Source organism: Nonomuraea sp. NPDC050556 (assembly GCF_044457355.1).
GTDB lineage: Bacteria > Actinomycetota > Actinomycetes > Streptosporangiales > Streptosporangiaceae > Nonomuraea.
In genome coordinates this window covers 1,116,836-1,143,535 of sequence record NZ_JBITGU010000002.1, presented here as the reverse complement: position 1 = coordinate 1,143,535, position 26,700 = coordinate 1,116,836, and the positions used below count along the sequence as shown (strand labels likewise).

Below are 26,700 nucleotides of genomic sequence, written 5' to 3'. Positions count from 1 at the left end.
CCCAGGAGCCCCCTCCCTCCAGGCTGGCAGTTCACCCCGTGAGGGGGTCTTGCCTCGTGAGGGGGTCTTGCCCCGAGCGGTTCCCCTCTTTGAGGGTTTTACTCTCGTCGGAGGTTCGCCGGGTTGTTACTGGTGGGGGCGGGAGGAGGCGTTGATTTCCTGGTCGGGGAGTTCGCGGGGGATGGGTTCCGTGGCCGCGAGGAAGACCCACCGCTTGTACGACCAGTAGCGGAACAACGTGCCCAGCCCCACGCCGATCACGTTCGCGATGTTGTAGCTGACCAGGTCGTGCAACCCCAGCGTGTACGTCGTGAACCCGATGACCAGCAGCCCGATCAGCAGCCCGATGCCGTTCAGCAGGAAGAACAGGAAGTACTCCCGCCCCAGCCCGCTCTGCTCGCGATCCCGGAACGTCCAGTAACGGTTGCCCAGATAGGCGAACGTCGCCGAGATGATCGTGGCGAACACCTTGGACGTCAGCGGCCCCAGACCAACAGCGCCCTTGAACAGGTTGAGAAACCCGAAGTCGATCACAAAGGCAAAAGCCCCGATGGTGCCGAACTTCGCCAGCTCGTGAACCAGATGGGCGAACTGCTGGTAGGCGCGTCTAAGGAACTGCACGTCTCCTGCACGGTCCTTTCCAGGGTCCACAGCATGGCCACGATCAGGCCATACCCACCTAGGCTACCGGGCGCAGCCCGAGCTCTGTGCGAAGCCTAGGACAAAGATGCTGCTACGAAATATCGTCTTATGAGCGGCAAATCCGATAGACGACCACTACGCTGACGCGCAGTGTCGGCCATGACCCCGGGGGTCAACCCTTGCCGCGTCGACTGTTCGCTCTGTTAGTCGGCCTGTCCATCATGGCGGCCGGCTGTGGTGGCACGGCCAGTGGCGGTTCCGCGTTGCCCGAAGAAGAACCGGCCTCACCCGCATCCGCCCACCCCGTCGACCCCGCGACAGCGCAGCAGGCGTTCGACCTGCTCACCCAGCTCGACCAGGCCTGGAAGAAGCAGGACTGCGCGACCGTCGGCGAGCTCACGGCAGGGGCGGAGCACGCGCTGGGCGGTCGTGCCTGCGAGGCGACCCGGAACGGCCGCCCAGCCCCCACCGGCGACCCGGAGCTCCTGCTGCCCTCGGAGGGCGGCTGGTTCGCTGCCCTGGCGGACAAGGCCTATTACGTGTTCGCCCAGGACGGCGGCCGCTGGCGGCTCGCCGCGGGTCCCATCCCGCTGGTCGGCGCGGCGCCCCCGACCGAGGGGACGGCGTCGCCCGCACCGGCTGCAGCCGTACGGGCCAGGTTGGTGCCCCAGCGGCACCTGACCTTCCTCACCGACCCGGCAGGGGTCGCGGGCGTCACGTTCCCGGCGAACGACCCGGTCGCCAAGCTCATGCGCGAGCTCACCACGCGCAAGGCCAAGGCCGACGTGGAGCTGCTCGGCGACCCCGTGCACGCCCTGGCCATGGCGGACGGGTCGATGCTCGTCTTCCACGCGTTGCGCATCACCTCCACGCAGAAGAGCTCGCTCTACCCGAAGGCCGTGCTCAAGTCCTTCGGCGTACAGGACGGCACGACGACCGTCACGGTGACCGAGCTCGTCATCCTCGCGACGAAGGTCAGCGCGGGGAACAAGCTCCAGACCGTCGGCCTGCGTAGGGCGCTCGCCGATATCGTCGGAGGGATTCGGTAGGCTCACTCGCCGTGAGCGGTCACTCTTCCCCAAGCCCCATCGGGCCCGTCGTCGGCATGGTCGGCGCAGGCCAGCTGGCCAGGATGACGCAGCAACCGGCCATCGCGCTGGGCGTCGAGCTGCGCGTGCTGGCCAACTCCCCTGACGAGAGCGCCGCGCGGGTGATCGTCGACACGCGGATAGGCGACTATCGCGACCTGGCCGACCTGCGGGAGTTCGCCCGGGGTTGCGATGCGGTGACCTTCGACCACGAGCACGTCCCGACCGAGCACATCTGGGCGCTGGCAGCCGACGGCGTCGCCGTACACCCCGGGGCCGACGCCCTGGTGCACGCCCAGGACAAAGCGGTCATGCGCGAGCGGCTCACCGCGATCGGCGCGCCTTGCCCGGCGTGGCGGGTCGTGTCGTCGGCCGACGAGGTGTCGGCGTTCGCCGAGGAACACGGCTGGCCGGTGGTGCTCAAGGCGATCCGCGGCGGTTACGACGGGCGCGGGGTGTGGGTGGTCCGTACGCCGGAGGAGTTCCCCGGCGGCGAGCTGCTGGCCGAGGCGTTCGTGCCGTTCCAGCGCGAGCTGGCCGTGCTGGTCGCCCGCTCGCCGCACGGGCAGGGCGTCAGCTACCCGGTCGTGGAAACGGTTCAGGAGGACGGCATCTGCGTCGAGGTGCTCGCGCCCGCGCCGGGGCTCGACCCTGAGGATGCCGCTCAGGCACAGCGCATCGCGCTGAAGATCGCCGAGGATCTCGGGGTGACCGGGCTGCTGGCGGTGGAGATGTTCGAGACCGCCGACGGGCTGGTCGTCAACGAGCTGGCCATGCGCCCGCACAACAGCGGCCACTGGACGATCGAGGGCGCGACCACCTCGCAGTTCGAGCAGCACCTGCGCGCGGTGCTCGACCTGCCGCTGGGCTCGCCCGCGATGACCGCTCCCTACGTCGTGATGGCCAACCTGCTCGGCGGTGACGACCCCGACATCTTCAAGCGCTACGAGCACGTGATGGCGCACGATCCCGGCGTCAAGGTGCACTTCTACGGCAAGGACGTACGGCCTGGCCGCAAGATCGGCCACGTGACCGCGACCGGCGCCGACCTCGACACCGTCCGCGCCCGCGCCAAGCACGCGGCCGTCTACCTGACCACGGGGGAGTACACATGACTGACGTAGGCATCGTGATGGGGAGCGACTCCGACTGGCCGGTGATGCGGCTGGCGGCCGAGGCGCTGGCGGAGTTCGGCGTGGAGTTCGAGGCCGACGTGGTGTCCGCGCACCGCATGCCGACCGAGATGATCGAGTACGGCAGGCAGGCCGCCTCGCGCGGGCTCAAAGTGATCATCGCGGGGGCCGGCGGCGCCGCGCACCTTCCCGGCATGCTCGCCTCGGTCACGCCGCTGCCGGTCATCGGCGTCCCGGTGCCGCTGAAATACCTCGACGGCATGGACTCGCTGATGTCGATCGTCCAGATGCCGGCCGGCGTGCCGGTGGCGACGGTCGCGATCGGCGGCGCGCGCAACGCGGGGCTGCTGGCCGTACGCATCCTGGCCGCGTCCGACCCCGAGCTGCGCGCGCTCATGGAGCGGTTCCAGGAGGAGCTGAAGGAGCAGGCGTACGCCAAGGGCGAGAAGCTGCGCGCGGAGGCGGCCAAACTCGCAGAATAGGTGCCTATGGACCTTAATGCGGTGGTTGAGGAGCATGGGACGCGGGTGGCCGCCGCCGATCCGCTGGTCGCCGGGCAGAGCTGGCTGCCCGAGCCCAACGGCAACGAGCGGCTGGTGGAGGCCTGGCGCAGCGTCGGGCTGGCCTCGGTGACCCGCAACGCCCCCGATTCGCTCGCCGCGACCTGGGGGCCGCTCGTCACCCACACGCTGCGCGCCCGCGTGTGTGGCGACGATCCCGCAGGGGCGCTGGGTGCGTTGCTCGATCGCTGGGAGGAGACGGTCACCGAGCGCGGCAAGGACAAGGCGCTCTCGGTGACCTGGCCGAGCCGCGACACCGCCGCGGTGGGTGCGTTGATCCGGCACGCCTACACCCCGGTCGTCGCGATCGCCGCGCGCAGGGCGGGCACGCCGATCCCGCCGCACGATCCTGGCGGCTGCCGCATCAGGCGGGCCAAGCCGTCCGACCTCGATGCCATGAACGAGCTCTACCAGGGGTTGATCGCCTACGACGGGCAGTTCACCTGGCTCACGGCGCGTCCCAACACGCCGGTCAGGACGCGCGAGCATCTGGCCGAGCTGCTGGGGTACCGCGACAGCTGGTGCTGGGTCGCGGAGCTGTCCGGCGAGGTGGTCGGCATCCTGACCGTCGAGCCGCCCGCCCAGACGCGATGGATCTCACCCCTGGTCAACGCGGCACCGGTGGCCTATCTGGGCGTGATGTACGCGGATCCGTCCATCAGGGGCAGGGGCGTCGGCGCGGCACTGGCCGCTACGGCGCACAAGCACCTGGATGCGGCGGGTGTGGCGCTTACCCTGCTGCACCATTCGATCCCGAATCCCCTGTCGTCGCCGTTCTGGGCTCGGCAGGGGTATCGCCCGGTTTACACGCAGTGGGGAAGGCATCTCGCCCCGATGTAACGGCGGGCAACCGTCTACGGCGAGTGCCAATGGGAGAGGCCGCCCGCCCACGTCGGCGGGTGGCCGTTCCACGGCTCTGCCGTACCTTATGGTCTTCCCAGCGCCTTGTAGTGCCAGCCCGCCGCGCGCCAGGCGGGGACGTCGAGGGCATTACGGCCGTCGACGATCTTGCGGGTGGCGACGACCGAGCCCAGCTCCTCCGGGTCCAGGTCGACGAACTCCTGCCACTCCGTCAGCAGCAACACCACGTGCGCGCCGCGCGCCGCCTCGATCGCCGACGTCGCGTAGTTCAGCTCCGGGTGCGCCTTGCGCGCGTTGTCCAGCGCGATCGGGTCATACACCGACACGAGCCCGCCCTGCTGCCCGATCTGCACCGCCACATCCAAGGCGGGCGAGTCGCGGATGTCATCGGAGTTCGGCTTGAACGCCGCGCCCAGCACGCCCACCGTGCACCCGTGGAACGACCCGCCGGCCAGCTCGCGCGCCAGGTCCACCATGCGCGCCCGCCGCCGCAGGTTGATCGCGTCGACCTCACGCAGGAACGTCAGCGCCTGGTCGGCGCCCAGCTCGCCCGCGCGCGCCATGAACGCGCGGATGTCCTTGGGCAGGCAGCCGCCGCCGAACCCGAGCCCGGCGTTGAGGAACTTGCCGCCGATGCGGTCGTCGTACGACAGCGCCTTGGACAGCTGGTTCACGTCCGCGTGCGCCGCCTCGCAGACCTCGGCCATCGCGTTGATGAACGAGATCTTGGTGGCGAGGAAGGCGTTGGCAGCCGTCTTGACCAGCTCGGACGTCGCGAAGTCGGTCACGACCATCGGGATGTCGCCCAGCGGCTGGTAGATCTCCCTGAGGATCTTCTCCGCCTGCTCGGAGCGCACGCCGACGACGATGCGATCGGGGTTCATCGTGTCCTGTACGGCGAAGCCCTCGCGAAGGAACTCGGGGTTCCAGGCCAGCTCAGCCTCGTCGCCGACGGGGGCGAGTCTGGCAAGCTTGTCGGCGAGGCGAGAGGCGGTGCCGACCGGCACGGTCGACTTGCCCACGATGAGGCATTCGCGCGTCAGGTGGGGGGCCAGCGATTCGACGGCGGAGTCCAGATACGACACGTCTGCGGCGAACTCGCCCGCCTTCTGCGGGGTGCCCAGGCACAGGAAGTGCACGTCGCCGAAGGCGGCCGCCTCCTCGTAGGAGGTCGTGAAGCGCAGGCGTCCCGATTCCAGCCCGCGGCGCAGGACGGGTTCGAGGCCCGGCTCGTGGATCGGCAGCTCGCCGTCGCGCAGACGGTTGATCTTGTCTGCGTCGATGTCCAGCCCGAGAACGTCGTATCCGAGGTCAGCCATGCATGCCGCGTGGGTGATCCCTAGGTATCCGGTCCCGATCACCGTCAGGCGATATGGCACGAGTGAGCTCCTTTCGATCGCCCAGGCATGCTACCGGCCCTCGCTACCGCCTCTGTGCCACCTGCAAACTCCTGCAAACCGTACCGGCTGGTAACAAGATGCATGGACGTCCTACTATCTCTGTATGAGCTTCCCTCTCTACGCGCCAGCCGAGGAGCACGACATGCTCCGCGAGACGGTCCGCGCCATCGCCGACGAGAAGATCGCCCCGCGCGCCGCCGAGGCTGACGAGAAGGGGGAGTTCCCTGAGGACTCCTACAAGGCTCTCGTCTCCGCCGACCTGCACGCCGTTCACATTCCTGAGGAGTACGGCGGCGCCGGAGCCGACGCGCTCGCCACGGTGATCGTGATCGAGGAGGTGGCGCGCGCCTGCGCGTCCTCCTCGTTGATCCCCGCCGTCAACAAGCTGGGCACCGTACCCCTGCTGTTGTCGGCGTCGTCCGAGTTGAAGGCCCAGTACCTGGCCCCGGTGGCGCGTGGTGAGGCCATGTTCTCCTACGCCCTGTCGGAAGCCGAGGCTGGCTCGGACGCGGCCGCCATGAAGACCCGCGCCGTCCTCGACGGCGACCACTATGTGCTCAACGGCACCAAAATGTGGATCACCAACGCCGGCGTGTCCGAGTACTACACCGTCATGGCCGTGACGTCACCGGGTGAAGGCGCACGCGGCATCTCCGCCTTCGTCGTAGAAAAAGCCGACGAGGGCGTCTCCTTCGGCCCCAAGGAACGCAAGCTAGGCATCAAGGGCAGCCCGACCCGGCAGGTCATCATGGAGAACGTCCGCATCCCGGCCTCCCGCATGATCGGCGACCCGGGAACCGGCTTCAAGACCGCCCTGGCGACGCTGGACCACACCCGCATCACCATCGCCGCCCAGGCGTTGGGTATCGCCCAGGGGGCGCTGGACTACGCGATCGGTTATGTAAAGGAACGCAAGCAGTTCGGCAAGGCGATCGGCGACTTCCAGGGCGTGCAGTTCATGATCGCCGACATGGCGATGAAGCTGGAGGCGGCGCGGCAGCTGACTTACCATGCGGCGGCGAAGTCGGAACTGGCCATGCACGGTCAGCCCCAGAAGGACCTCACCTTCCTCTCTAGTGCCGCGAAGTGCGCCGCCTCGGACGCGGCCATGGAGATCACCACGGACGCGGTGCAGCTGCTGGGTGGATACGGCTACACGCAGGACTTCCCGGTGGAACGCATGATGCGCGACGCCAAGATCACCCAAATCTACGAGGGCACCAACCAGATCCAGCGCATGGTGATGGCCAGGCAGCTCCTCAAGTAGCCCTTGACCTGCGCGAACCCGATCCTGCCCCTGTGGTTGGATCGGGTTCTGCTCAGGACCAGTCCTCCTGTGCGGCCCACTGCGCGAACGTCCGCCCCCCGTGGCCGAGGATCTGCTTGATCTCCGGCGACATCGTCTCGGGCGACCCCTCCCACGGCGTGAGCATGTAGTCGGCCACCTCCTCCGGCATGCCCTGGGCTGCCCAGATCGCGCGTGCCTCGGCGCGGGCCAGCTCGACATAGTTCACAGATCGCCCAATAGCCTCGGCGATGATGCGTACCTGCTCCCGTTTCGTCAGTGCCTCCGGGCCGTGGACCACGTGGATGCGCTTGGTGCGCCCGTCCTCCGTCAGTGCCGCCGCGATGATGTCCGCAACGTCGGCCGGGTGGACGGGCGCGGTCGCCTGGTCGCCGCCGACGTCGCGGACGAGGGAGTCGCGCCGGATGCTGTCGGGCCAGAAGTCCAGCCGGTTGGTCATGAACTCGCCGGCACGGACATGGGTCCAGGAGGCGCCGGACTCCTCGACGGCCTGCTCGACAGGACGGTGGAAGTCGTATCCGAGGCCTTCGCCGTCCGCCACCCCCGAGGAGGAGAGCACCACGATGTGACGAACCCCAGCCTGTACGGCACGCCCGACGACCTCCCGAGCCGTGTACGGGATCGGGAAGAGCATCATCCGCTCGACCCCGTCGAAAACGCCGGCGAGCGTCTCCGGCTGGAGCAGGTCGCCCGTGACGTCGGCGCCCCTGCGGGCGAGGGTGCGGACGGCGTGGCCGCCTTCGGCCAGCCGCGCGACCACATGCCTGCCGACGTTTCCGGTCGCGCCGGTGATGAGAATCGTCATAAATCCATTATGGAACATCAATGTTCCAAAAGGAAACGCGTCACGACTGCTGGTCCCAGAACTGTTCCTTGCCGTTGTTGCAGGGCCACTGGATCGCGGCCTTGCCCTTCACCCTCGCTCCGCTGCCGATCGCCATGCACATCCCCGTCGCGTAGTTCTTGAAGCGTGTCGGGTTCTGTCCTTCGCTGTCCCACTTCTGGTCGTCGTAGCCGTTGCAGGGCCACTGGATGAGCCGCTTGCCCTTGCGCACCTCCCCGCTGCCGACCGCGAGGCACATGCCGGTCGCCTCGTTGACCAGCAGCGGACCTTCCCTCAGCCACCGCTGCGCCGGAGTGCCGATGCACGGCCACTGGATGGCGTTCTTGCCGCGCCGCGCCTCGCCCTTCCCGATGGCCAGGCACATCTGGGTCTCCGCGTTGACGAGGTACACGATGCGGGCCGACGACGGCATGGTGAGCGAGCTCACGGCCATCGTGACCGCGGTGATCAGATGGAGCATGATCTTCTCCTCGAACTAGGCGAAGTAGGCGAACGAGTCGAACCCTAAGAAGGGCACCCGAAGGGTGTCGTCAACCGAGGGGTCGATCCGGATCTCCACCCCCAGTTGCAAGCGATTCCAGGCGGTTCGCCCTAACATGCGCTGATGCGGCGGTGGTTGTTCGGGCTCAACCCCTACCTGGTCGACAGCGCGTCGGCCGTGGTGTTGTGCGTCGGCAGCCTGCTGTGGCTGGTCCAGGAGCCCGACCGCGGCTCATATCCGGTCGACGCGCGCGCCCTCCTGCTGACCGCCGCGGTGAACCTGCCTTTCGCTTTACGCAGAAGGGCGCCACTCGCCGTACTTGTGGCCTCGTGCGCTGCCGCGTTCGCCTTCCACGCCCTCGGATATCACTACGGGCTGAACAACATGGCGCCGCTGCTCGCGCTCTACACGGTGGCCGCGCATCGGGGCGCGGCGCAGGTGGCGGTCGGTGCGGTGCTGGTCGTGGGGGAGTGGACGCACGCGTCCGACCTCATTCCGGGCATCGCGCTGTGGTCGGCGGCCGGGGCGGCGGTGATGGTGTCCGCGTGTGCGATCGGCACGGGCGCGAGCGTACGGCTCCTTGGCGAGCGTACGGCGCAGCTGGCCGAGCTGGCCGCGCAGCTCCACGAGGAGCAGGAAGAACGGGCACAACGCGCGATCATCCAGGAACGGGTGCGCATCGCCCGGGAGTTGCACGACATCGTCGCTCACCACATGTCCGTCATCTCCGTCCAGGCGGGACTGGGGCGGTACGTCGTGCTCACCGACTCCCTGACCGCGCACAAGACGTTGCAGATCATCGCCGACACCAGCAGCGAGGCGCTGACCGAGATGCGGCGATTGTTGTCGGTGCTCCGGATCAACCCCGACGACGAGGACGAGGACCTCTACTCGGCCGCGGTCGGCCTCGGCTCCCTCGACGCGCTCGCCGAACGCATGCGTATGGCCGGGCTGACGATCGGCGTCTCCGTCGAAGGCGTGCCGTACCGTCTGTCGCCCGGGCTGGACCTGTGCGCCTACCGCATCGTCCAGGAGGCGCTCACCAACGTCCTCAAACACGCGGGTCATGCGAAAGCCGACATCTCGCTGCTGTACGGCACGGCCGAACTCGTCATCCGGGTGACCGACGACGGCACCGCCGTACCGCAGCCTGGCGGGCACGGGTTGATGGGGATGGCGGAACGCGTCAGACTCTTCCGCGGAACGATCACCACCGGGCGGCGGCCGCAGGGCGGCTTCGAGGTGGTCGTGACCTTCCCTCGGGAGGTGGCTGAGTGATCACGGTGCTGGTGGTCGACGACCAGGTCCTGATCCGGGCCGGGCTGGCCGCTCTGGTGCGTACCGCCCCCGACCTCGACGTGGTCGGCGAGGCCGCCGACGGCTCCGAGGCGGTACGGCTGGCCGAACAGTTCGCGCCGGACGTGATCCTCATGGACGTCAGGATGCCCGGAATGGATGGGATCACGGCCACGGAACGCATCCTGGCCCGCGGCGCGTCCAAGGTGCTGATCCTGACGACCTTCGACGTCGACGAGTACGTCTACCGGGCGTTACGTCTGGGAGCGTCCGGGTTCCTGCTGAAGGACACGCCGCCCGAGCGGCTGCTCGCCGCCATCCGTACGGTGGCGTCCGGTGACATCCTGCTGGCCCCGTCCGCGACCCGCCGCCTGGTCGAGGCGTTCACCCTTCCGCCCGTAGCGGACGTCGGCGACCTCACCAGCCGCGAGACCGACGTATTGCGCCTGGTCGGGCGGGGTTTGTCCAACAGGGAGATCGCCGCGGAACTGTCGGTGGCCGAGGCTACGGTGAAGACCCACCTCAACCACCTGCTCGCCAAGCTCGGCCTCTCCAGCCGAGCCCAGGCCGTAGTCCACGCCTACGACTCCGGCCTGGTCCGTCCTGCCCGCTAGCGCGACTTGCCCGCCGCGATCGCCTTCTGGGTGTCGGTGATGAACGCGCCGACGTAAGGGTGCTGCGGGTAGAGCGCCTTGACCTGGCGGAACTTCGGCAGCGCCGCGCGGTAACGACCGGCGAAGAAGTCGTCCAGCGCCGAGTTGTACACCCGCGTCGTCGCCGACTCCACCGGCTTGACCCCGGCCTTGGCGAGGTGCTTCTGCACGATGCTCACCGGAAGGATGAAACTGTGGTTTTCCGGCTGCGTGCCGTCCTGATCCACCGTGCCCGCGATCAGGATGCCGATGACCTTGCCGTCCTTGCTGAACACCGGCCCGCCCGAGTTGCCGTGATACGACGGCGCCTGTGACTGGATGTACGGCACGCCCTTCACGCTGAGCCGCTTGGCGTTGTACGCGCCCTCGGTCAGCGTCGGGTACAACCGCGAGCGCAGGTCGAGGTTCTCGTCGAAGGTGATCGGCCCGGGGAAGCCGTTGATGTAGAGCGAGTCGCCCACCCGCACGTCGGTGTCCAGGCCGAGCGACACGGTCGGCAGGTTCTTGGCGCCCTTCATCTTGAGCAGCGCGAAGTCCTCACCCGGCCACGCGGCGCCCTTGGCCACCAGCGTCAGCGGGGTGGCGGTGTTCTTGACGCTGATGACGAACATCCCGTGCTTGAGCCCGACGAGCTGCATGTGCTTGGTGTTGAAGGCGCCGAACAACTTCATCGCGAGCTGGCCGATCTCGGGCGTCGGCTCGGCGTTCCTGCCGTACTGCGCGAGCATCGCCAGCGCGTCCGCCTCGTTGAGCTTGGGCAGCACCTTCTGGCCGAGGCTCGTCCTGATCATCGGCTTGGCCATCTCGACGCAGTGCGCGCCGGTCACCATGTAGCCGTTGGGCGTCATCCACCAGCCGGTGCACAAGGTGTTGGTGACCTCGGCCTTGGTGCGCTTCTGGCCGGCCGCCGGGTCGAGGTAGCGGTCGGCGTCGAGTACGGCCTGGCCGAGCGCCCACTTGAGCTGGCTCTGGTGGTCAGCCGGAATGCGCCCCGCCTTGGCGTTCTGCTGCGCCTTGAGCATCAGCGCCTTGAAGGCCTTGTTGACCTTGGGCTTCGGCACGACGACTTTGGCACCGTACAACTGCTGGATCAGCTGGACTGCCGGGTTCGTCCTGGCCGCGAGTCTGGTGCCGGTCGCCACATCCTTGGGCGTACTGGCCATCGCGGGCGCCTGTGAAACGGTGAGTGCGGCAGCGGCCAGGGCCGCCGCTGCCAGCACGCGTCGCCGTGATCTGTGCATCGCTTCCACCTCATCGTTGTCGTATGAGTGGAGTGTGCGATCGCTGACTGAATCGGCGGTTGCATGCTGCTTTCCGAAGAATCTTGCAAGTGGGGAGAGGCCTGGTCAGGCCCCTCCCCACGCGCGTGCTACTTCTTCACGACGGGCAGGATGTTGCCCGACCACGAGTTGGCGGCCGCGTTGTAGACGCTCGCCGTCTCGCCGTCGAAGTACGGCGAGGTGATCGCGTCGAGGCGCTTGTTGCCGTCGGTGTCAAGGAAGATGCTCGTGACACCGTTGACGTAACCGAGGCGCTTGGCGTTGCTGTACTTGAGCAGCCAAGGTCCGCCGTTGGCGCCACCGGTCATGGCGCACTTGAGCGCGATCTGCTCCTCGACCTTGTACGCGGGCACCTTGACGGCCTTGGCGCCGGTCTTGCCGTAGCACCACTTCGGCGTGACACCGGTGTAGGGCTTGTTGCCGTCGGGGTGCGGCTCGTACGGGTAGCCGAACACGCGCACGTACTTGCCGGTCGGCTGGTTGTAGGCGAAGCCCTGACCGCCGACGTTGTTGCCGAGCGCGCCGACGTCGACGAGCCCGCCGTCACGGACGAAGTACTTCTCCAGGTACCAGGAGACCTTGACGGTGCCCTTGGTCCACTTCACGACCCAGTACTGGGTCTTGAACCAGGCGATTTCCTTGCCGTTGGCGTCCTTCTCGACCTCGAGGTAGCCGAGGAAGTTGCCCTTGGCCTTCTCGGCCATCAGGCGGTCGGACTCCTCCTTGGAGATGGCGACGCGCTGGCCGTCGTTCTTGCAGAACTCCGGCTTGCACTTCTCGCCGTTCTTCCACGCGGTGGTGCCGGCGGCGGCGCGGTCGTACTCGGCCTTGGTGACCTCGACGCCGAAGACCTTGTAGCCGTCCTTGCCCTCGGCGTAACCGCCCTTACCGGTGATCTCCTCATCGGTGAAGGTGGCCTTGGGCGGGGCGACGGTCTCGATGTTGGGGTCGCTGACCTTCTCCTTGTACGGGCCGTTGTGGCCGTACTTGGAGACACCGTCCTTGTACTCCTGCTCGGTGATGGCCTTCTCTTCGACCCACTTCTCACCGACGAACTTGTCGTACTCGTCCGCGTTGACCTGCACGACCTTGCCATCGACGAACTTCAGGCCGTTGTAGACCGTCACGAACGCGTAGTCGCGGTCGCTGTCCTCGTAGGTGGAGTAGTCGTAGTGGGTGAAAGCGGTCTTACCGACGTAGATGCCGGCCGGAGCCTTGCCCTGGTAGTACATCGGGACGAAGACCCAGTAGTCGAGCACGTCGTCGTTGCCGGCCTCGTCGTAGACGCAGTGGCCGGCCGTGGAGACCAGGTTGCGGTACTTCGACTGGATCGACGTGGCCGAGCACCAGCGCGGGTCGCCCTTGGCGTCCAGGAAGAAGACCTTGCCGATGGTCTTCGGCAGGTTGACGTTCTGCGACTTGGCGGCGACCTTCTTCTCTTCGCCGATCGGCGCCACGATGCCCGGCTTGCCGTCCGGGTTGTAGCCGCCGCCCTGGAACAGGCCGGTGGTGCTGGCCTTGTGGTCGTAGTAGTAGGCGTCTGCGTCCTTGAGTGCCTTGTAGTCGGACTTGGTCCAGAACTCAAGGACTCGCTGTACGGCTGCCGCGTCCTTGGCGAGCACATCGGAATCGATGTCGCCAGCCGCATTCGCGGTGCCGGTCAGTCCAGCGGCCAGAAGACCGGTGGCCATGATGATGCCGCCGGCCGGGATGAGGATGCGCTTCACTTCGATACTCCCTGGGGTCTGTCGTGGAACGCCATTTGCGTCCCATGCGTCAGAAACGGAATGGCCATGAACTTACACAGCATTTTTCTGACAGCAAGAGGCTGTTTTTGGTCTGCTGTGATGTTTGCGCAGGTAGTTACAGGTGTCGCGATTTTTGATGTGACGCAGATCACGGCACCGAATTAGCTTCTCGTGCGTCTGGGGATTTGTTTTGGAAATGCGCAATGGCACGCCTCTGACAATGGTTCAGAGGCGTGCCGTTGCTATCCCTTTATTGACGCTTCCGTGCGTATAGGAGCTCCCTCGTCGGATGGAAAGTCGAGGGGATTACAGCAGGGCGCTTTTGACGTGGGATCGACGTGGTTTCGACGTGGCGTCAAATATCGAGTGGTTATGCGACGTCGACGATCCGTCAACACGGGGTGGGCAGGGTGACGCGCATGATCGATATCTCTTGCGCCACTGGCGGCTCGCGCTCCCCGCGCGCCGCCCTACAGGTCCCGCCGCACCACGCACCTGCCACTTGGTTTAGCCCGCTTGGCTCCCCGCCCAGCGTCGGACGCCGCGACCCGCTTTGCTCCGTGTCCACCGGTTGGCGTGGCGTCCCGCCTTGCTCCACGCCCCGGGCTTGGCGCCGAGCTCAACATCTGTTTTGCCCCATTTCCTGGGCTTTGGAGGCTGACCTGCACCTAGGCCATGGTCCGCATGTCGCTCATGGGCAGCGCGGCGAGCGGGTGTCCCGGTTGCCGCTCGACAACCGAGTGCGAGCAACCAGAGGACCACGAACCTCGCGCCTGCCGCACGCCCTTGAGCACCGGACTCGCAACGCGACCTGCCGCGCCCCACGTCTTCCGCACTTCCTTGAGCGCCAGATTCCCAACGCGGCCTGCCAGATCGCAGCCCTGTCACACGCCCTTGAGCGCCAGTCACCGCATTCAGCCCGCCAGGCTCGGACGGCGAGCAGCACGGTCAGCCGAGCGCGAGGACCCCAGGTCGTCGACCCCGCTATGTGCCCGGCACGAGGACCCCAGGCTGTCGACCCCGCTATGTGCCGGGCGCGAGGACTGCAGGCTGTCGACCCCGCCGAGTGCCGGGTGCGAGGGACGCGGTAATGCTGATCGACCTGCTCGGCCAGGTCCGCCTGCGCGACGACGACCGCACCCCGCCCCCCGGCACCCCACAACAGCGAGCCGTACTGGCCATGCTCGCCATGCGCGCGGGCGAGTTCGTCGCCATCGCCGACCTGGTCGACGGCGTCTTCGGCGACCAGCCGCCACGCAGCGCCCACACCACCGTCTCCACCTACGTGACCCGGCTCCGCGCCGTCCTCGGCCCAGGTGTCCTCGTCTCGGTAACCGGCGGCTACCGGCTCGACCTGCCCCAGAACCACGTAGACGTACACCGCCTGGCAGAGCTCATCGCCAGAGCCGCCACCTCACCCCCAGCCGACGCACTGGCGTTGTACCGCGAGGGAGAAGGACTCTGGCGCGGCGACGCACTGGCCGACGTGCCAGGCCCGTACGCCGCCCGGCAACGCGCCGCCCTCGAAGAACGACGGCTGGCCGCGTGGGAGTCGCGCCTGGCCATCTCCCTCGAACTCGGCGACCACCACATGGTCGCAGCCGAACTCCAGGGCACCGCCGGTTCGTACCCCTTCAGAGAACGCCTGCACGCCATCCGCATGCTGGCCCTCTACCGCGCGGGACGCCAGGGCGAAGCGCTAGCCGTCTACGACTCGGTCCGCCGAAGTCTGGCCGAGGAACTCGGCGTAGACCCAGGCCGCGAACTGACCGACCTCCACGCCATGATCCTGGCCACCGAAGGCAGCCTCGACCTCCCCTCCTCCTTCGCCCGCCCACGCCAGCTCCCCGCCTCGGTGGCCGGCTTCGCCGGACGAGAGGACGTGCTGGCAGACCTACTGAAGACCCTGCAACAGACGGGCCGAGACGCCTCCCCGACGGTGGTGGCCGTGAGCGGTATGGGCGGCGTAGGCAAGACAGCCCTGGCCGTACACGCCGCCCACCAGGCCCGCCACCTCTTCCCCGACGGCCAGCTCTACATAGACCTCCGCGGCACCCCCACCCCGACGGCACCCACCCCCGTCACCTCAACGGCACCCACCCCCACCCCGACCAAACCCACCCCTGGCACCCCAGCGGCACCCACCCTTCTCACCCCAACGGCACCCATCTGTGTCACCCCAGCGGCACCCACTCCCACCACCCCCGCCCTAACCGCTCCACCCACTCTCGCCACTACTTCTCTCGCCCCTGCCCACACACCCCCACCCGCTTCCGCGCGCACCCAGCCACTCTCCGCGTACGCCCAAGAGACCCCAGCCTTCGGCCTTTCGCCCATCCAGGCTTCCCACCCCGCGACGGTTTCTCCAACCACTCCACCAACCGTCACCCCGTCGCAGACCTTCGCTTCCCTGTCGACTCACACACCCCCGCACGCCCCTACGCCCTCCGACCCTGCAGCTACGCTCGTCGAGTCGCCCTCCTCGCACACCCCACCGAGTGTCGAGTCGCCTTCCTCGCACGTCCCTACGTACGCCGAGTCGCCCTCCTCGCACACCCCACCGAGTGTCGAGTCGCCTTCCTCGCACGTCCCTACGTACGCCGAGTCGCCCTCCTCGCACGCCCTTACGCGCGCCGAGTCGCCCTCTGCGCCCACCCCCGTCGACGCGCTAACCCGCTTTCTGACCGCCCTCGGCGTCCCCCTCGGGTCCGTCCCCGACAGCGAGACCGAGCGCGGCGACCTGTTCCGCTCGCTGATCGCAGACAAGCGCATGCTGCTCATCCTCGACAACGCCCGCGACGCCGACCAGGTGCGCCCGCTCCTCCCCGGAACCTCCACCTGCGCCACCCTGATCACCTCCCGCCGCATGCTCGTCTCCCTCTCGTCAGCGACCCACATCGCCCTGGACGCCCTGCCCCCAACGGAAGCCATGCATCTGCTGACCTCCATCCTCGGCACCTCCCGCGTAGCCGCCGAGCAGCAGGAAGCAAGGTCCCTGGTGGCCGCATGCGGCGGCCTCCCGCTGGCGATCAGGATCGCCGCCACCCGCCTGGTCGCCCGCCCCTCCTGGACCCTCGCCTCCATGGCCACCCGCCTGGCCGACGAACGCCGCAGACTCGCCGAACTCCGCTCCGGCGACCTCGCCGTCGAGGCCTGCTTCGCCCTCTCGTACGCAGAAGCCACCCCGGAGCAGGCCCGAGCCTTCCGCCTCTTGGCCATTCCTGACGCGGTGGAACTCCCGCTAGCCGCCTGCGCCGCCGTCCTGGACCTCCCGGAAGACGCCGCGGAAGACCTGCTCGAAAGCCTCGTCGACGTGGCCCTCCTCCAGTCCCCAGCCCCCAGGCGCTACCGCTACCACGACCTCCTCAAGCTCTACGCCCGCCAACCCTTCGCACCGACGCCCTTCGCACCGATGCCCTCCCTGCCTAAGCCCTCCGTGCCGAAGTCCATCGCACCCACGTCCTCCGCACCTGGGCCCTTCGCGCCCGCGTCCTCCGCACCTGGGCCCTTCGCGCCCGCGTTCTTCGGACTAACACCTTCCGCACCCACGCCCCACCTGCCCCAAGCCTTCCCAGCCCCCGGCCTCACCCCTCCAGCGCCGACGCCTCAAGCCCCCGCAGCCCCACCCTCACCCGCGACATTCGCCGACAGGTCCAGCGAAGAGGCAGTCAACCGCGCCCTGGCCGACTTCTACATCGCCTCCCTGCGCACCGTGATGGCCAGCGTCGCCCCGAACGACCCCATCTACCGCTGCTACGGACAAAGACATCCAGTCCGTACGGCAGGCGCCACCATCGCCCCGACCAGGCAAGCCGGTTGGACCTGGATGGAAGAGGAACGCGAAGCCATCTTCGCCGCCCTGACCCACTGCGCCCCGGAGCAACTGGGTGACCTTGTGGAGCTCCTCTACACCACCGCCGATCGCTACATCCCGGTATCCACCCTCCGCCCGCACGCCACAAGACTCCTCAACCTCGCCATCGCCGCGAACGACCCCTACGACCAGGCCAGAGCCTCCTACCTCCTCGGCGCGCTCCTCCTCGACGAAGGCCAGGACAAGGACGCCGAGCCCTACCTCCTCGCCGCCCTTCCGCCCGCCCAGAACGCAGCCCTCAGGATCGAGGCGCGAAAGGGATCAGGCGCGCCCCGGGGGAGAACGACCTCGGCCAGGCCCATCGCGCTCCAGAACGGCAGAGCCCTGAAGGAAACGACTCCCGGCGAGGGGGACTCCGGCGCCCACGATGTGACCCCCGGCAAGACGACCCCCGATGCGACTGGGCGAGGGGAGGGGATCCCGAGGGGGTGGGGCGCGACTGGGGGAGAAGAGATCCCGGAGGGTCGGGACGAGAGAGCCTCGGTGTCGTGGGAGGTGGCGCAGGCGGAGGAGACCTCGGCGGGATGGGTTGACGCGCTGCGGGATCAGGCGTCGAGTGAGCCGGGCGTCGCCGAGCAAGCAGGGCCCGGTCGGTGGGGAGATGCCGTCCATGAGCACGGAAATGGTGACGTGCCCGAGTACGTGGTGTGTCTGGCGCTTGGTGAGCTGACCGCGGCCCTCGTCAACCGCCGCGAATGGGCCCAAGCCCGAGTCCACGCCGAGCGCAAGATCGAGCTTGCCGAACGCCTCGGCAGCCCCAACCACGTCCTCAGCGCCAGCAGCTACCTCGGCGTCCTGCTGGCCGCCACCGGCGGCACCGAGGAAGCCCTGACCTTCTACCTCCACACCCTCGCCTACGCCGCCCGCCACGACGTCGACCACCTGGTAGCCGCGATGCTCCACAGCGACATGGCCAAGGTGCAGTGCCGCGCCGGCCTGTTCAGGGAGGCGGTCGCAGCGCTCACCGAGGCGGAGCGCCTGTGCGGTGCGGACACCGTCTCCGGCATCAGAACGACGATCAACTACCGGCTGGCCGAACCGCACCTCGCGCTCGGCAACACCGACCTGGCCCTGGCCCACGCCAGAACCGCACTTGACCTCGCCCGCCACACCGCCGACCAGCCACGCCAGGCCATGGCTCTGGTCGCGCTGGCCAAAACCCAGCTGGCAACCGCGGACCACACCGCCGCCCATGGCAGTCTCCACGCCTCCCTCGCCATCTTCGAGCGGTTCCACCTGCTGGAGGACGCCGCCGAAGTCCGTCACTTGCTCGAAACCCACGCCGATTCCCACGGGACCGCCGCAGCCCCGCCGAGAAGCTAGTACCAGAGGGTCAGGCGCGGATGCGGATGCCCTTGGGGTCGTAGCGAGGTCCGTCGTGCCGTACCGCGGAGAAGCGCTCGCCCATGATCTCCACCTCGAACTCCCGCTCACCCGCCAGTTCCACCGGTACGTAGGCCGAGAACACCGTCGCCCCCACCGTGTGCCCGAAGCCCGCGCTCTTCACGCTGGACAGCGCTCGCCCCTCATACGCCACCAGCTCACCCCCGTGCATCACCGGCTCAGCACCCGTGGTGAACCAGCACAAGCGCTGACTCACCCCCCGATCCCGGATCTCGCGCAGCGCGGGACCCGCCAGTAGCTCCGGCTTGTCAGGACGGGTGCAGAAGTCGAGCCCGGCCTCGAACGGGTTGTTGTCCGAGGTGATGTCGGCTGCCCACGCGAGATACTGCTTCTCCATCCGCAGGGTCTGCACCGCGCGGTAGCCGACGTCCCTGATCCCGAAGGCGGAGCCCGCGCCGAGCAGCCGGTCGTAGAGGTCGCGGGCGTACTCGGTGGGCACGTGCAGCTCCCAGCCCAGCTCGCCCACGTAGGTGGCGCGTAAGGCGAGCACCGGGGCGTATCCCAGATCGAGCTCCCGGCCCGTCATGTAGGGAAAGGCCAGGTCGTCGTGTGTGAGGTGGGACAGCACGTCGCGCGAACGCGGACCACAGACGTTGATCACGGCCGTCGCGGAGCTGACGTCGGTGATCGCGACGTCGGGTGTGCTGTGGGCCAGGAGGAACGCGGTGTCGTGCGGTCCGAAGGCGCTCCCGGTGACCAGGTAGAAGCGCTCCTCGGCCAGCCGCGTGATCGTCACGTCCGCCTCGATCCCGCCCCTTCTGTTGAGCAGCTGCGTGTAGACGATCTTTCCGACGGCGACGTCCATCTCGGCGCCCGCCAGCCGCTGGAGCAGCGGTAGCGCGCCTGGGCCGTTGATCTCGTAGGTGCTGAACGAGCTCATGTCGATCAGGCCGACGCCCTCGCGCACGGCCCGGTGCTCGGCGGCCACCCGATCCCAGGCCGCGGTTCTGCCGAACGACGGTTCCTCGCCCGGCCCGCCGTACCAGAGAGGGCGTTCGTAACCGAACTTCGCCCCGTAGACGGCGCCGCGTCCGGCGAGCCGGTCGTACAGCGGGCTGCGGCGCTGGCCGCGGACCACCCCCTGCTCGTGCTGCGGATAGGCGATCGCGTAGTAGCGGGAGTAGGCCTCGACCGCGCGCTCGTAGAGCGCTGACCGGACGAGGTGGGGTTGTCCGAATCTGCGCACGTCGAAGGGCCACAGATCCATGCCAGGGTCGCCGTCGATGATCCAGTTGGCCATGGCCAGCCCGGCGCCGCCGGCCGCGGCGATGCCGGAGGAGAAGCCGCAGCAGTGGAAGAGGTTGTCGAGGTCGCCCGTCGTGCCCATGAGCGGCTCGGCGTCCGGAGTGAAGGGGATGGGCCCGTTCACCATCTCCCTGATGCCCACTTCGCCCAGGAACGGCACGCGGGCCGTGGCCGCCTCTCCCAACGGCTCGAAACGCTCGTAGTTTCCAGGCAAAAGCCGCGGGCCGAAGTCTCGGTCGATGCCGCCGCGACCGAACGAGGCCGTGCCGCTCTCCCAGCCACCGACCGCCAGGGCCGACGCCTCCGGCTTGATGTAGAAACGCCCGTCAGGGTCGCGGAAGGTCGGCAGGTCCCACGGGATCTGATCGGATTTCTCGGTCACCAGATATTGATGCTCAAGCGCGCAAACCGCCACGGACGCTCCAGCCATGCGCGCCGTCTCGTCACCCCACATACCGGTCGCGTTGACCACCACGTTCGCTTCGATCCTGCCCTGCTCGGTGCGCACGGCGGTCACCCGGCGCCCCACCCGTTCCATGCCCTCGACCCTGCAGTGCTGGACGATCCGCACCCCGCGCGCCCTCGCCGCCGCTGCGAAGGTATGGGTGAGCTGGGAGGGATCGGTGTAACCGTCCGACGGGATCCAGGTCGCGCCCACAATGCCGGAAAGGTCGAGCAGCGGATAGAGCTCCTGCGCCTCCCTCGGCGTGATCAGATGCACGTCGAAACCGAAGCTCTTGCCCGTGGTCGCCGCGCGCCTCAGCTCCTGCCAGCGCTGCTCGCTCGACGCCACGCGGATGCTGCCGACCCCGCGCCAGCCCGCCTCCTCGCCGAACCCCGCGTAGAGCTCGGCGCTGTGCTTCATCAACCTGGTCAGATTGCTCGAACTGCGCAGCTGCCCCACCAGCCCGGCCGCGTGCCAGGTCGTGCCATGGGTGAGACCGAGTCGCTCGATCACCACCACGTCTGTCTTGCCGCGTTCTGCGAGGTGAAAGGCGATGCTGCAACCGATCACGCCGCCACCGATGATCACGATCTCACTGCGGGAGGGGAGGGCCATGCCGCCAAACATTAATGGTTGGCTAATGGTATGGCAAGGCGATCACGACCATTCGCGTGCGGTCTCCTCTGAACACGTCGCGCCCGAACTCCAGCGGCGACCCGTCCGAGGTGAACGCGATGCGCTCCACGAACATCAGCGGCGCACCCTCCTCGACCTCCAGCGCGGCCACCTCTTCCGGCCCCGCGAGGATCGGCTCGAGATACTCGATCGCGCGCACGGGGTCCTGACCATAGTGGGTGCGCACCAGCTCGTCGAGCGAACCGTCGAGCGGATGGTCGATGAGCCCGGGCAGTCGGCCGACAGCGTAATAGGTGTGCTCGAGCGCGACCGGTTTGCCGTTCGCCAGCCGTACCCGCACGATCTCATAGACCCGCTCACCCGCGCCGACCTCGAGCGCTGCGGCGATCGCCGGGCTGGCGGCCCGCTCGCGCGCCGACAGCACGCGCGCGCCGCCCTGGATGCTCTGCTCTCTCAACTGGTCCGCGAGCCCGGCATAGCGCGACAGATCCCTGCTGACCTTGGGCTCTGCGACGAACGTGCCCCCGGAACGGCCCACCGTACGCACAAGTCTGCCGTGCCGCTGGAGCTCGCCGAGCGACTGGCGGACCGTGTCGCGGCTGACCTCCAGCTCGACGGCCAGATCGCGCTCGGCGGGGAGCCTGTCGCCGGTGGCGAGCCTGCCGTCGGCGATGGCGGCCGCGATGGCCTCGGCGATCTGCATGTAGAGCGGACCGCCGTCCTCGTCGAGCTCCAGTGGGCCGATCCGTTCCACGAACACGACTTGACCTCTCGATAAATGGTCGGTAGATTCACCGTACCAAATCCGAGAAGGTGGGTACGGTGCTGGAAACCTACAGGCCAGGCTACGCACTTGACCAACGCTCCTACCTCGATCCCGAGGTGTACAGGGCGGAGTTCGAGCTGATCTGGCAACGTTCGTGGCTGTTCGCCGCTGTGGGCGGTGAGCTGCGCGAACCTGGCGATTATGTGGTCTACGACGTGGGCGACCAGTCCGTGCTCATCGTACGGTTGCCCGACGGCGGGGTGGCTGCCCACCATAACGTCTGCCGACACCGAGGGTCGCTGGTGGCGACCGAGGCGTCGGGCAGGGTGCGTTCCTTCGTCTGTCCCTATCACCAGTGGGTCTACGATCTGGACGGCTCGCTGCGCGCCTGCCGCAGTATGCCGAAGGAGACCGACAGATCCGTGCTCGGGCTGCGGCCTGTCCAGGTACGGGAGCTGGAAGGGCTTATCTATATCTGCTTGGCCGACGATCCGCCCGACTTCGAACCCGCCGCGCGGTTGATGGGGCCGATGGCGGCTGTGCAGGGGTTCGGCGCGGCCAAGGTGGCGGCGTCGGTCGACTACGAGATCGCGGCGAACTGGAAGCTGGTCTGGGAGAACAACCGCGAGTGCTACCACTGTGACGTCAATCATCCGCAATACATCAAGGCCAATTTCGACCGGTACGACGCGATAGACATGAACGAGCGGATCGAGCTCAGGATGGCCGAGGCGGCCGAGCGCTGCGGCCTCGAGGTCACCCACGCGGAGGCGGGGCTGGCCGAGTTCCCCGACGCGACGGGCCAGATCTGGTACTCGGCGAACAGAACGCCCATGGTCGAGGGTTACGTGAGCGAGAGCATGGACGGCACGCGCGTCGCCCCGCTCATGGGCGGCTACACCAGCGAAGACGTGGGCGTGCTTCGCCTGCGCACCCTGCCCAACTTCTGGCAGCACGGCAGTTGCGACCACTCGGTGATCACCAGGCTGACGCCTGCCGGGTTCGGCGTGACCAGGGTGCGCGTGACGTGGCTCGTCGACGGCGACGCGGACGACTACCGGCTTGAGGACTTGATGCCGTTCTGGCAGCTCACTTCGGAGCAGGACTGGGAGATCTGCGAACGGCAGCAGCGCGGGGTGCGCTCTTCTGCCTACCTGCCGGGGCCGCTGTCGCCGGACAAGGAGTACAACGTGATCAACTTCCACCGCTGGTGGGCGGGTTTAGTGGGGCAGTCCACCACTCTGAGGCGATCGTCAGGCCTGCCTGCCTGAGGGCGGCGCGCTTGGGCTCGTCGGCATGGCCGCACACGACCACGACCTGCGCGGCGCCTCTCTCCTGCGCTTGGTCCGTGGTCGCGGTGAGTAGGGCGAGGCCGACGGTGGGCCAGTCGGCGTCGTCGACCACCGCGTAGTCGTCGAGCGTGCACGTCGGGCCGCCCGGGTTGTAGACAGGCGGGGAGGGGACGAGTGACGCGACCGAGAAACCGGCGAACACGCCATCGCGCTCGGCGACCAGTGCGATGACGTTGGCTTTGGTGATCAACGTGGTGAGGAAGGCGGCGTGGCCCTGGGTCGCGTTCTCCGCTCGGCGCCAGAAGACGGGCTGGAACCGTTCGTAGACCTCCCTGCGGGCGGCCATCAGCTCGGCTATGGCGTCGATGTCTCCTGCTTCTGCTGCTCTGAGGTGAAAAGTCATGATCGACAGATTAGCGAGGGCCGTCTGGGGCTGGCTGGCAGCCGTTCCCGTCTCCTTGCCTTGTTGATTCCCTGTGTCTCGCGTGTGGTCCGGGATGGGTTCTGCCGCTGCGGGGGCTGTGGCCATCTCCAGCGATGGTGCTAGCGGTTCGACACTCGTACGTTGCCGTCGATGCTCTTGGCGATGATCGTCCGACCGTCGCCGGTCTGCTTCACGTCGGAGGTGGCTTTGCCGTACTTGCTGGAGACCGTCACCTTGTACGGCGCGTCGGGGACGGTGGTGATCACCCTGCCCTCCCTGGAGAGTGCGTCGACATTGGTGGGCGGGGTGGCGAACGCCAGCAGGATCTCGCCGTCTGAGGTGCGCGCCCGCACTTCGGACGACGTGATGCCCTCGGCGTGGATGGCTCCGTCCTTGCTGAGCAGGCGCAGCTGGCCTGAGCCGCCGTTGACCTTGATCGTGCCGCCGGTGGTGGTGACCGCCACGCGCTGGGACAGGCTCGACACGCTCACCGGGTCGTCTCCTGCCTCGACCACCAGCTCGACTCCTGGAGGGACGTTGATCGCGTATTCGGCCCCGCAGTCGCCGAAGACGAGCTGGCAGCGGGCGGTGAGGGCCAGGGTGCCGTCCTTGAGCGCCCAGCTGTTGTCGTTGGCGGCCTTGCCGCGTAGCCAGCGGGTGACGACCACCTGGTTGGCGCTGCCCTGTGAGATGCGCAGGGCGCCGAGGCCGGAGGTGATCGTGAGGCGGGTGCTGGTGAGGGGGAAGGTTTGGGTGGAGCGGACGGGGGTGGCGTCGAGCTCGAAGCCACAGCCTGTCAGGACCAGTAGGGCCGCTGCGGCGGTCAGGATCCTCTTCATGCCGATGATCGTCGCGCCTCGCGCACCGCCCGCCATCGTCCATCCGACCGACCCCACCTCAGCCCTTCGGCCTTTTCTCGTCGAGGATCTCCTGTCGAGCGGAGGCACCTCGCCCGGACTGGGGACGTCCCCGGACTTTGGGTGTCCCCCGGACTGGGGTGTCCTTTGTGCTTGGGCATCCTTCGTGCTTGGGCATCCGGAGGCGTCTCGCGCTCCGGTGCGTGGCTGACGCGCGTTTGTCCGAGCGCGCTTGTCGGGGGGCGCGCATGCCCGAAGGGGCGCATGCCCGAGGGGGCGCATGCCCGAGGGGGCGCATGCCCGAGGGGGCGCATGCCCGAGGGGGCGCATGCCCGAGGGGGCGCATGCCCGAGGGGGCGCTCGCCCGAGGGGGCTGAGTGCCTCTTGGGGCACTTTCCATGCCCAATGTGTGGGGCGGGGGCGAGAGGGCCTGGTATCGCGTGGGTGTGGCGCGTGTAGCGCGTGTGGCGCGTGTAGCGCGTGTGGCGCGTGTAGCGCGTGTGGCGCGTGGTGACGCGGGGCAACGCGGCTACAACGGGCCGCGCGGGCAACGCCGCTATACGGGGCGATACGGGGAGCTGAGGCGATGCGCCTGCAGGGGGCGCGGCGTGGCGATGCCCGGGGTGCTTCTTGGGAGGTGCTGTTTGGGGGAGCGGTGGTTGTTCGGAGGGTGGGTGGACTGGGGGGTGGGTTGGTTGGGGTGAGGGGCGGTGATGCGTTGGGGTGGGTTAAAGGATGGCGAGTACGTGGGGGAGGGGGTCGGGGCCCACTGGGCGGAGCACCACGGTGTCGGCGCCTGCGTCGTGGAGGGTCTTTATGTAGGCGGTGATCTCGGCTGGGGATCCGGTGGCCATGGGGACGTCGGCTGGGGCCTTGCCGACGAACTCGCCAACATCTCTGCGGATCGGGTCCAGGAGGTCTGGGGAGTCGCCGACGTACAGGTGGGTGAAGACCACCAGCTCGTGGTCCCCAGGGGCCGCTATGTGGGTGAGGGCGTCGCGGATCTCCTTGGGGCCGAAGCCCTCGGGGACGATCGTGCCCTGGGCTACTCGTCCGGACACCGCGAGGGATCGGGGGCCCAGGACTCCGGCCATCACTGGGGGGATCGCCTCTGCGGGGTGTACCAGGCGGATGCCGTCCAGGGTAACTTCTCGGCCGTGCAGGGTCACCTGTTCGCCGCGCATCAGGGATTGGACGGAGATCAGGGTTTCTTCGAGCAGGGCCAGGGGGGAGGCAGCTGCGGCTCCTACCTGGCGCATCCAGGACTGGACGCCGTGGCCTATCCCTGCGACGAGACGGCCGGGGTGGAGGCGGGCCAGGTTGGCCAGTTCCATGGCTAGCAGGGCTGGGTTGCGGAGAGGGGCGGGGGTGATGCCGATGCAGACGCGGAGTCGTGAGGTGACTGCCAGGGCTGTGGCAGCGGCGGAGATGGCGCCTGTCCAGCCGAGGTCCTCGACCACCCATAGGTCGTCGACTGACGTGTCGTCCAGTTGACGGGCGAAGGGGATGAGCTGCTCGGGAGGGAGGTCCCGATCGAACATGACGCCTAGCCTCATGCCTGCGATCTTAGGCGGCGCTCTCCCTGGAGGAGGCGTGAGGTGTCGCATCGTGCCGGGCGCAGGGGCTGGCGCTCGGGTGTGGGCTGCTGTGGAAGGGCCCTTCTCGGCGCTGGGTGCGAGCGAGGGCGCGGGTGGCCTGAGGTCGTATTCGGGGCGCGCGGGGCGTGGGGGCGGACTGGGTGGGGTGTGCCCGGACTCTGGGCGGGGCGTGGGGCGTGCAGGGGTGTGGGGTCGAGCTGGGTTGGCTGCGGTGGGGTGGGGCCAGGTGGGCGAGGGTGAGGGTGCCGGGCGGGGGCTGGGCTGAGTGGGGACGCACAGGGCTGGGTGGGACGTGCTGGGAAGGGCGCGGGCATAGGGGCGGGCTGGGCGTGCGGAGTGTGGGGCCGGGGTGGGCAGGGCGGGTTGGGTGGCGTGCGCTGGGTCGGGTGGTGGGGAGGGGGCTTGGGCACGCGGGGTGTGGGCTTGGGCGCGTGGGGAGGGGGTTTGGGCAGGTGGGTGGTTTGGGCGGGTGCGGTGGGGTGGGGTTTGGGCGGGTGAGGGTGGGGTGGGGTTAGGAGGGGTGGGGCATGGCGGCCAGGGCTTCGTCCATGGAGGCTCGGGTGTCGAAGTGCTGGTCCAGGTTGGTGATCACCAGCAGGTTGGCGATCATCCCCGGGGACACCACGAGGATCAGCCTGCCGCCCGCTGACCGGATGCGGTTCAGGGTTTCCACCAAAACCCCCAAACCCACCGAGTCGCAGAAAGGCACCTCGGTCAGGTCGATCACCAGGTTGCCCGCCGACGCCCTCTCCAGGATCGCGCGTAACCTCGGCGCCCCCGTCATGTCCAGTTCCCCGCTAACCCTCACCACTGTGCAAGGGTCCTCGGTCCAGGATCTGACGACCATGACGCCCACCTCCGGCCTGA

General features: G+C 68.2%; 21 protein-coding genes. 9 read left to right on the top strand and 12 right to left on the bottom strand.

Features of this window, described 5'->3' with window-relative positions:
- Positions 1-126 precede the first annotated feature (126 nt).
- Positions 127-621 carry a GtrA family protein gene (locus ACIBG8_RS23390; protein WP_397345024.1) on the bottom strand — a complete coding sequence of 165 codons (495 nt, stop codon included), beginning with the start codon at positions 619-621 and terminating at the stop codon, positions 127-129.
- A gap of 200 nt (positions 622-821) precedes the next feature.
- On the opposite strand from ACIBG8_RS23390, the gene ACIBG8_RS23385 reads away from it, so the two are divergent.
- Genes ACIBG8_RS23385 through ACIBG8_RS23370 form a run of 4 tightly spaced genes read left to right on the top strand, consistent with a single transcriptional unit; the run spans position 822 to position 4,263 of the window.
- Complete coding sequence (locus ACIBG8_RS23385; protein WP_397345023.1) at positions 822-1,691, top strand: hypothetical protein; 870 nt, start codon at positions 822-824, stop codon at positions 1,689-1,691.
- 56 nt (positions 1,692-1,747) lie between these two features.
- Entirely contained in the window at positions 1,748-2,845 is a 1,098-nt protein-coding gene (locus ACIBG8_RS23380; protein WP_397346166.1) for a 5-(carboxyamino)imidazole ribonucleotide synthase, read from the top strand.
- Complete coding sequence (gene purE / locus ACIBG8_RS23375) at positions 2,842-3,345, top strand: 5-(carboxyamino)imidazole ribonucleotide mutase (protein WP_397345022.1); 504 nt, start codon at positions 2,842-2,844, stop codon at positions 3,343-3,345. Before ACIBG8_RS23380 ends, purE begins: the two co-directional genes overlap by 4 nt.
- A gap of 21 nt (positions 3,346-3,366) precedes the next feature.
- Positions 3,367-4,263 carry a GNAT family N-acetyltransferase gene (locus tag ACIBG8_RS23370; RefSeq protein ID WP_397345021.1) on the top strand — a complete coding sequence of 299 codons (897 nt, stop codon included), beginning with the start codon at positions 3,367-3,369 and terminating at the stop codon, positions 4,261-4,263.
- An 86-nt stretch (positions 4,264-4,349) separates the two neighbouring features.
- On the opposite strand, the gene ACIBG8_RS23365 is transcribed toward ACIBG8_RS23370, so the two are convergent.
- Positions 4,350-5,663 (bottom strand): UDP-glucose dehydrogenase family protein, encoded by a 1,314-nt coding sequence (locus ACIBG8_RS23365; protein ID WP_397345020.1) that lies wholly within the window; start codon positions 5,661-5,663, stop codon positions 4,350-4,352.
- A gap of 124 nt (positions 5,664-5,787) precedes the next feature.
- Between ACIBG8_RS23365 and ACIBG8_RS23360 the strand changes: the two genes are divergently transcribed.
- Positions 5,788-6,951, top strand: a complete 1,164-nt coding sequence (locus ACIBG8_RS23360) for an acyl-CoA dehydrogenase family protein (RefSeq protein ID WP_397345019.1) — start codon at positions 5,788-5,790, stop codon at positions 6,949-6,951.
- Between the two features lie 52 nt (positions 6,952-7,003).
- Here ACIBG8_RS23360 and ACIBG8_RS23355 read toward each other — a convergent pair whose 3' ends face one another.
- Positions 7,004-7,795, bottom strand: a complete 792-nt coding sequence (locus ACIBG8_RS23355; RefSeq protein ID WP_397345018.1) for an NmrA family NAD(P)-binding protein — start codon at positions 7,793-7,795, stop codon at positions 7,004-7,006.
- 40 nt (positions 7,796-7,835) lie between these two features.
- Positions 7,836-8,294 carry an RICIN domain-containing protein gene (locus ACIBG8_RS23350; RefSeq protein WP_397345017.1) on the bottom strand — a complete coding sequence of 153 codons (459 nt, stop codon included), beginning with the start codon at positions 8,292-8,294 and terminating at the stop codon, positions 7,836-7,838.
- Between the two features lie 144 nt (positions 8,295-8,438).
- On the opposite strand from ACIBG8_RS23350, the gene ACIBG8_RS23345 reads away from it, so the two are divergent.
- A complete protein-coding gene (locus ACIBG8_RS23345) occupies positions 8,439-9,593 on the top strand; it encodes a sensor histidine kinase (RefSeq protein ID WP_397345016.1) in 1,155 nt (384 codons plus the stop codon).
- On the top strand, positions 9,590-10,225 hold the full coding sequence (locus tag ACIBG8_RS23340) for a response regulator (protein ID WP_397345015.1): 636 nt from the start codon (positions 9,590-9,592) through the stop codon (positions 10,223-10,225). The genes ACIBG8_RS23345 and ACIBG8_RS23340 overlap by 4 nt, the downstream gene beginning before the upstream one ends.
- On the opposite strand, the gene ACIBG8_RS23335 is transcribed toward ACIBG8_RS23340, so the two are convergent.
- Positions 10,222-11,505 (bottom strand): trypsin-like peptidase domain-containing protein, encoded by a 1,284-nt coding sequence (locus ACIBG8_RS23335; RefSeq protein ID WP_397345014.1) that lies wholly within the window; start codon positions 11,503-11,505, stop codon positions 10,222-10,224. The two genes, ACIBG8_RS23340 and ACIBG8_RS23335, sit on opposite strands and share 4 nt — an antisense overlap.
- A 128-nt stretch (positions 11,506-11,633) precedes the next feature.
- Entirely contained in the window at positions 11,634-13,271 is a 1,638-nt protein-coding gene (locus ACIBG8_RS23330) for a hypothetical protein (RefSeq protein WP_397345013.1), read from the bottom strand.
- A 1,111-nt stretch (positions 13,272-14,382) separates the two neighbouring features.
- Between ACIBG8_RS23330 and ACIBG8_RS23325 the strand changes: the two genes are divergently transcribed.
- Positions 14,383-18,489 carry a BTAD domain-containing putative transcriptional regulator gene (locus ACIBG8_RS23325; RefSeq protein ID WP_397345012.1) on the top strand — a complete coding sequence of 1,369 codons (4,107 nt, stop codon included), beginning with the start codon at positions 14,383-14,385 and terminating at the stop codon, positions 18,487-18,489.
- A gap of 10 nt (positions 18,490-18,499) precedes the next feature.
- Here the strand turns inward: ACIBG8_RS23325 and ACIBG8_RS23320 are convergent, their stop codons facing one another.
- Together ACIBG8_RS23320 and ACIBG8_RS23315 are read right to left on the bottom strand one after the other, a co-directional pair.
- Positions 18,500-20,875 (bottom strand): FAD-dependent oxidoreductase, encoded by a 2,376-nt coding sequence (locus ACIBG8_RS23320; RefSeq protein ID WP_397345011.1) that lies wholly within the window; start codon positions 20,873-20,875, stop codon positions 18,500-18,502.
- A gap of 22 nt (positions 20,876-20,897) precedes the next feature.
- Complete coding sequence (locus tag ACIBG8_RS23315; RefSeq protein WP_397345010.1) at positions 20,898-21,656, bottom strand: GntR family transcriptional regulator; 759 nt, start codon at positions 21,654-21,656, stop codon at positions 20,898-20,900.
- A 62-nt stretch (positions 21,657-21,718) separates the two neighbouring features.
- On the opposite strand from ACIBG8_RS23315, the gene ACIBG8_RS23310 reads away from it, so the two are divergent.
- Positions 21,719-22,933: an aromatic ring-hydroxylating dioxygenase subunit alpha gene (locus tag ACIBG8_RS23310; protein WP_397345009.1), complete on the top strand. Its 1,215-nt coding sequence runs from the start codon at positions 21,719-21,721 to the stop codon at positions 22,931-22,933.
- On the opposite strand, the gene ACIBG8_RS23305 is transcribed toward ACIBG8_RS23310, so the two are convergent.
- The 4 genes from ACIBG8_RS23305 to ACIBG8_RS23290 all read right to left on the bottom strand — a co-directional run bounded on the left by ACIBG8_RS23305 (position 22,857) and on the right by ACIBG8_RS23290 (position 26,680).
- Positions 22,857-23,357, bottom strand: a complete 501-nt coding sequence (locus tag ACIBG8_RS23305; protein ID WP_397345008.1) for a GNAT family N-acetyltransferase — start codon at positions 23,355-23,357, stop codon at positions 22,857-22,859. The genes ACIBG8_RS23310 and ACIBG8_RS23305 overlap by 77 nt on opposite strands.
- A gap of 140 nt (positions 23,358-23,497) precedes the next feature.
- Positions 23,498-24,217 carry a DUF4097 family beta strand repeat-containing protein gene (locus tag ACIBG8_RS23300; protein WP_397345007.1) on the bottom strand — a complete coding sequence of 240 codons (720 nt, stop codon included), beginning with the start codon at positions 24,215-24,217 and terminating at the stop codon, positions 23,498-23,500.
- Positions 24,218-24,963: 746 nt separating this feature from the next.
- Complete coding sequence (locus ACIBG8_RS23295; protein WP_397345006.1) at positions 24,964-25,791, bottom strand: LLM class flavin-dependent oxidoreductase; 828 nt, start codon at positions 25,789-25,791, stop codon at positions 24,964-24,966.
- Positions 25,792-26,344: 553 nt separating this feature from the next.
- Positions 26,345-26,680: an STAS domain-containing protein gene (locus tag ACIBG8_RS23290; protein WP_397345004.1), complete on the bottom strand. Its 336-nt coding sequence runs from the start codon at positions 26,678-26,680 to the stop codon at positions 26,345-26,347.
- Positions 26,681-26,700: the final 20 nt, after the last annotated feature.

What these genes read in the sequence shown, in the direction of transcription:
- ACIBG8_RS23380 (WP_397346166.1), top strand. Translation starts at nt 1,748, where the DNA reads ATGGTCGGCGCAGGCCAGCTGGCCAGGATGACGCAGCAACCGGCCATC.
- purE (WP_397345022.1), top strand. Translation starts at nt 2,842, where the DNA reads ATGACTGACGTAGGCATCGTGATGGGGAGCGACTCCGACTGGCCGGTG.
- ACIBG8_RS23360 (WP_397345019.1), top strand. Translation starts at nt 5,788, where the DNA reads ATGAGCTTCCCTCTCTACGCGCCAGCCGAGGAGCACGACATGCTCCGC.
- ACIBG8_RS23355 (WP_397345018.1), bottom strand. Translation starts at nt 7,795, where the DNA reads ATGACGATTCTCATCACCGGCGCGACCGGAAACGTCGGCAGGCATGTG.
- ACIBG8_RS23350 (WP_397345017.1), bottom strand. Translation starts at nt 8,294, where the DNA reads ATGCTCCATCTGATCACCGCGGTCACGATGGCCGTGAGCTCGCTCACC.
- ACIBG8_RS23345 (WP_397345016.1), top strand. Translation starts at nt 8,439, where the DNA reads ATGCGGCGGTGGTTGTTCGGGCTCAACCCCTACCTGGTCGACAGCGCG.
- ACIBG8_RS23335 (WP_397345014.1), bottom strand. Translation starts at nt 11,505, where the DNA reads ATGCACAGATCACGGCGACGCGTGCTGGCAGCGGCGGCCCTGGCCGCT.
- ACIBG8_RS23325 (WP_397345012.1), top strand. Translation starts at nt 14,383, where the DNA reads ATGCTGATCGACCTGCTCGGCCAGGTCCGCCTGCGCGACGACGACCGC.
- ACIBG8_RS23320 (WP_397345011.1), bottom strand. Translation starts at nt 20,875, where the DNA reads ATGGCCCTCCCCTCCCGCAGTGAGATCGTGATCATCGGTGGCGGCGTG.
- ACIBG8_RS23305 (WP_397345008.1), bottom strand. Translation starts at nt 23,357, where the DNA reads ATGACTTTTCACCTCAGAGCAGCAGAAGCAGGAGACATCGACGCCATA.
- ACIBG8_RS23300 (WP_397345007.1), bottom strand. Translation starts at nt 24,217, where the DNA reads ATGAAGAGGATCCTGACCGCCGCAGCGGCCCTACTGGTCCTGACAGGC.
- ACIBG8_RS23295 (WP_397345006.1), bottom strand. Translation starts at nt 25,791, where the DNA reads ATGAGGCTAGGCGTCATGTTCGATCGGGACCTCCCTCCCGAGCAGCTC.
- ACIBG8_RS23290 (WP_397345004.1), bottom strand. Translation starts at nt 26,680, where the DNA reads ATGGTCGTCAGATCCTGGACCGAGGACCCTTGCACAGTGGTGAGGGTT.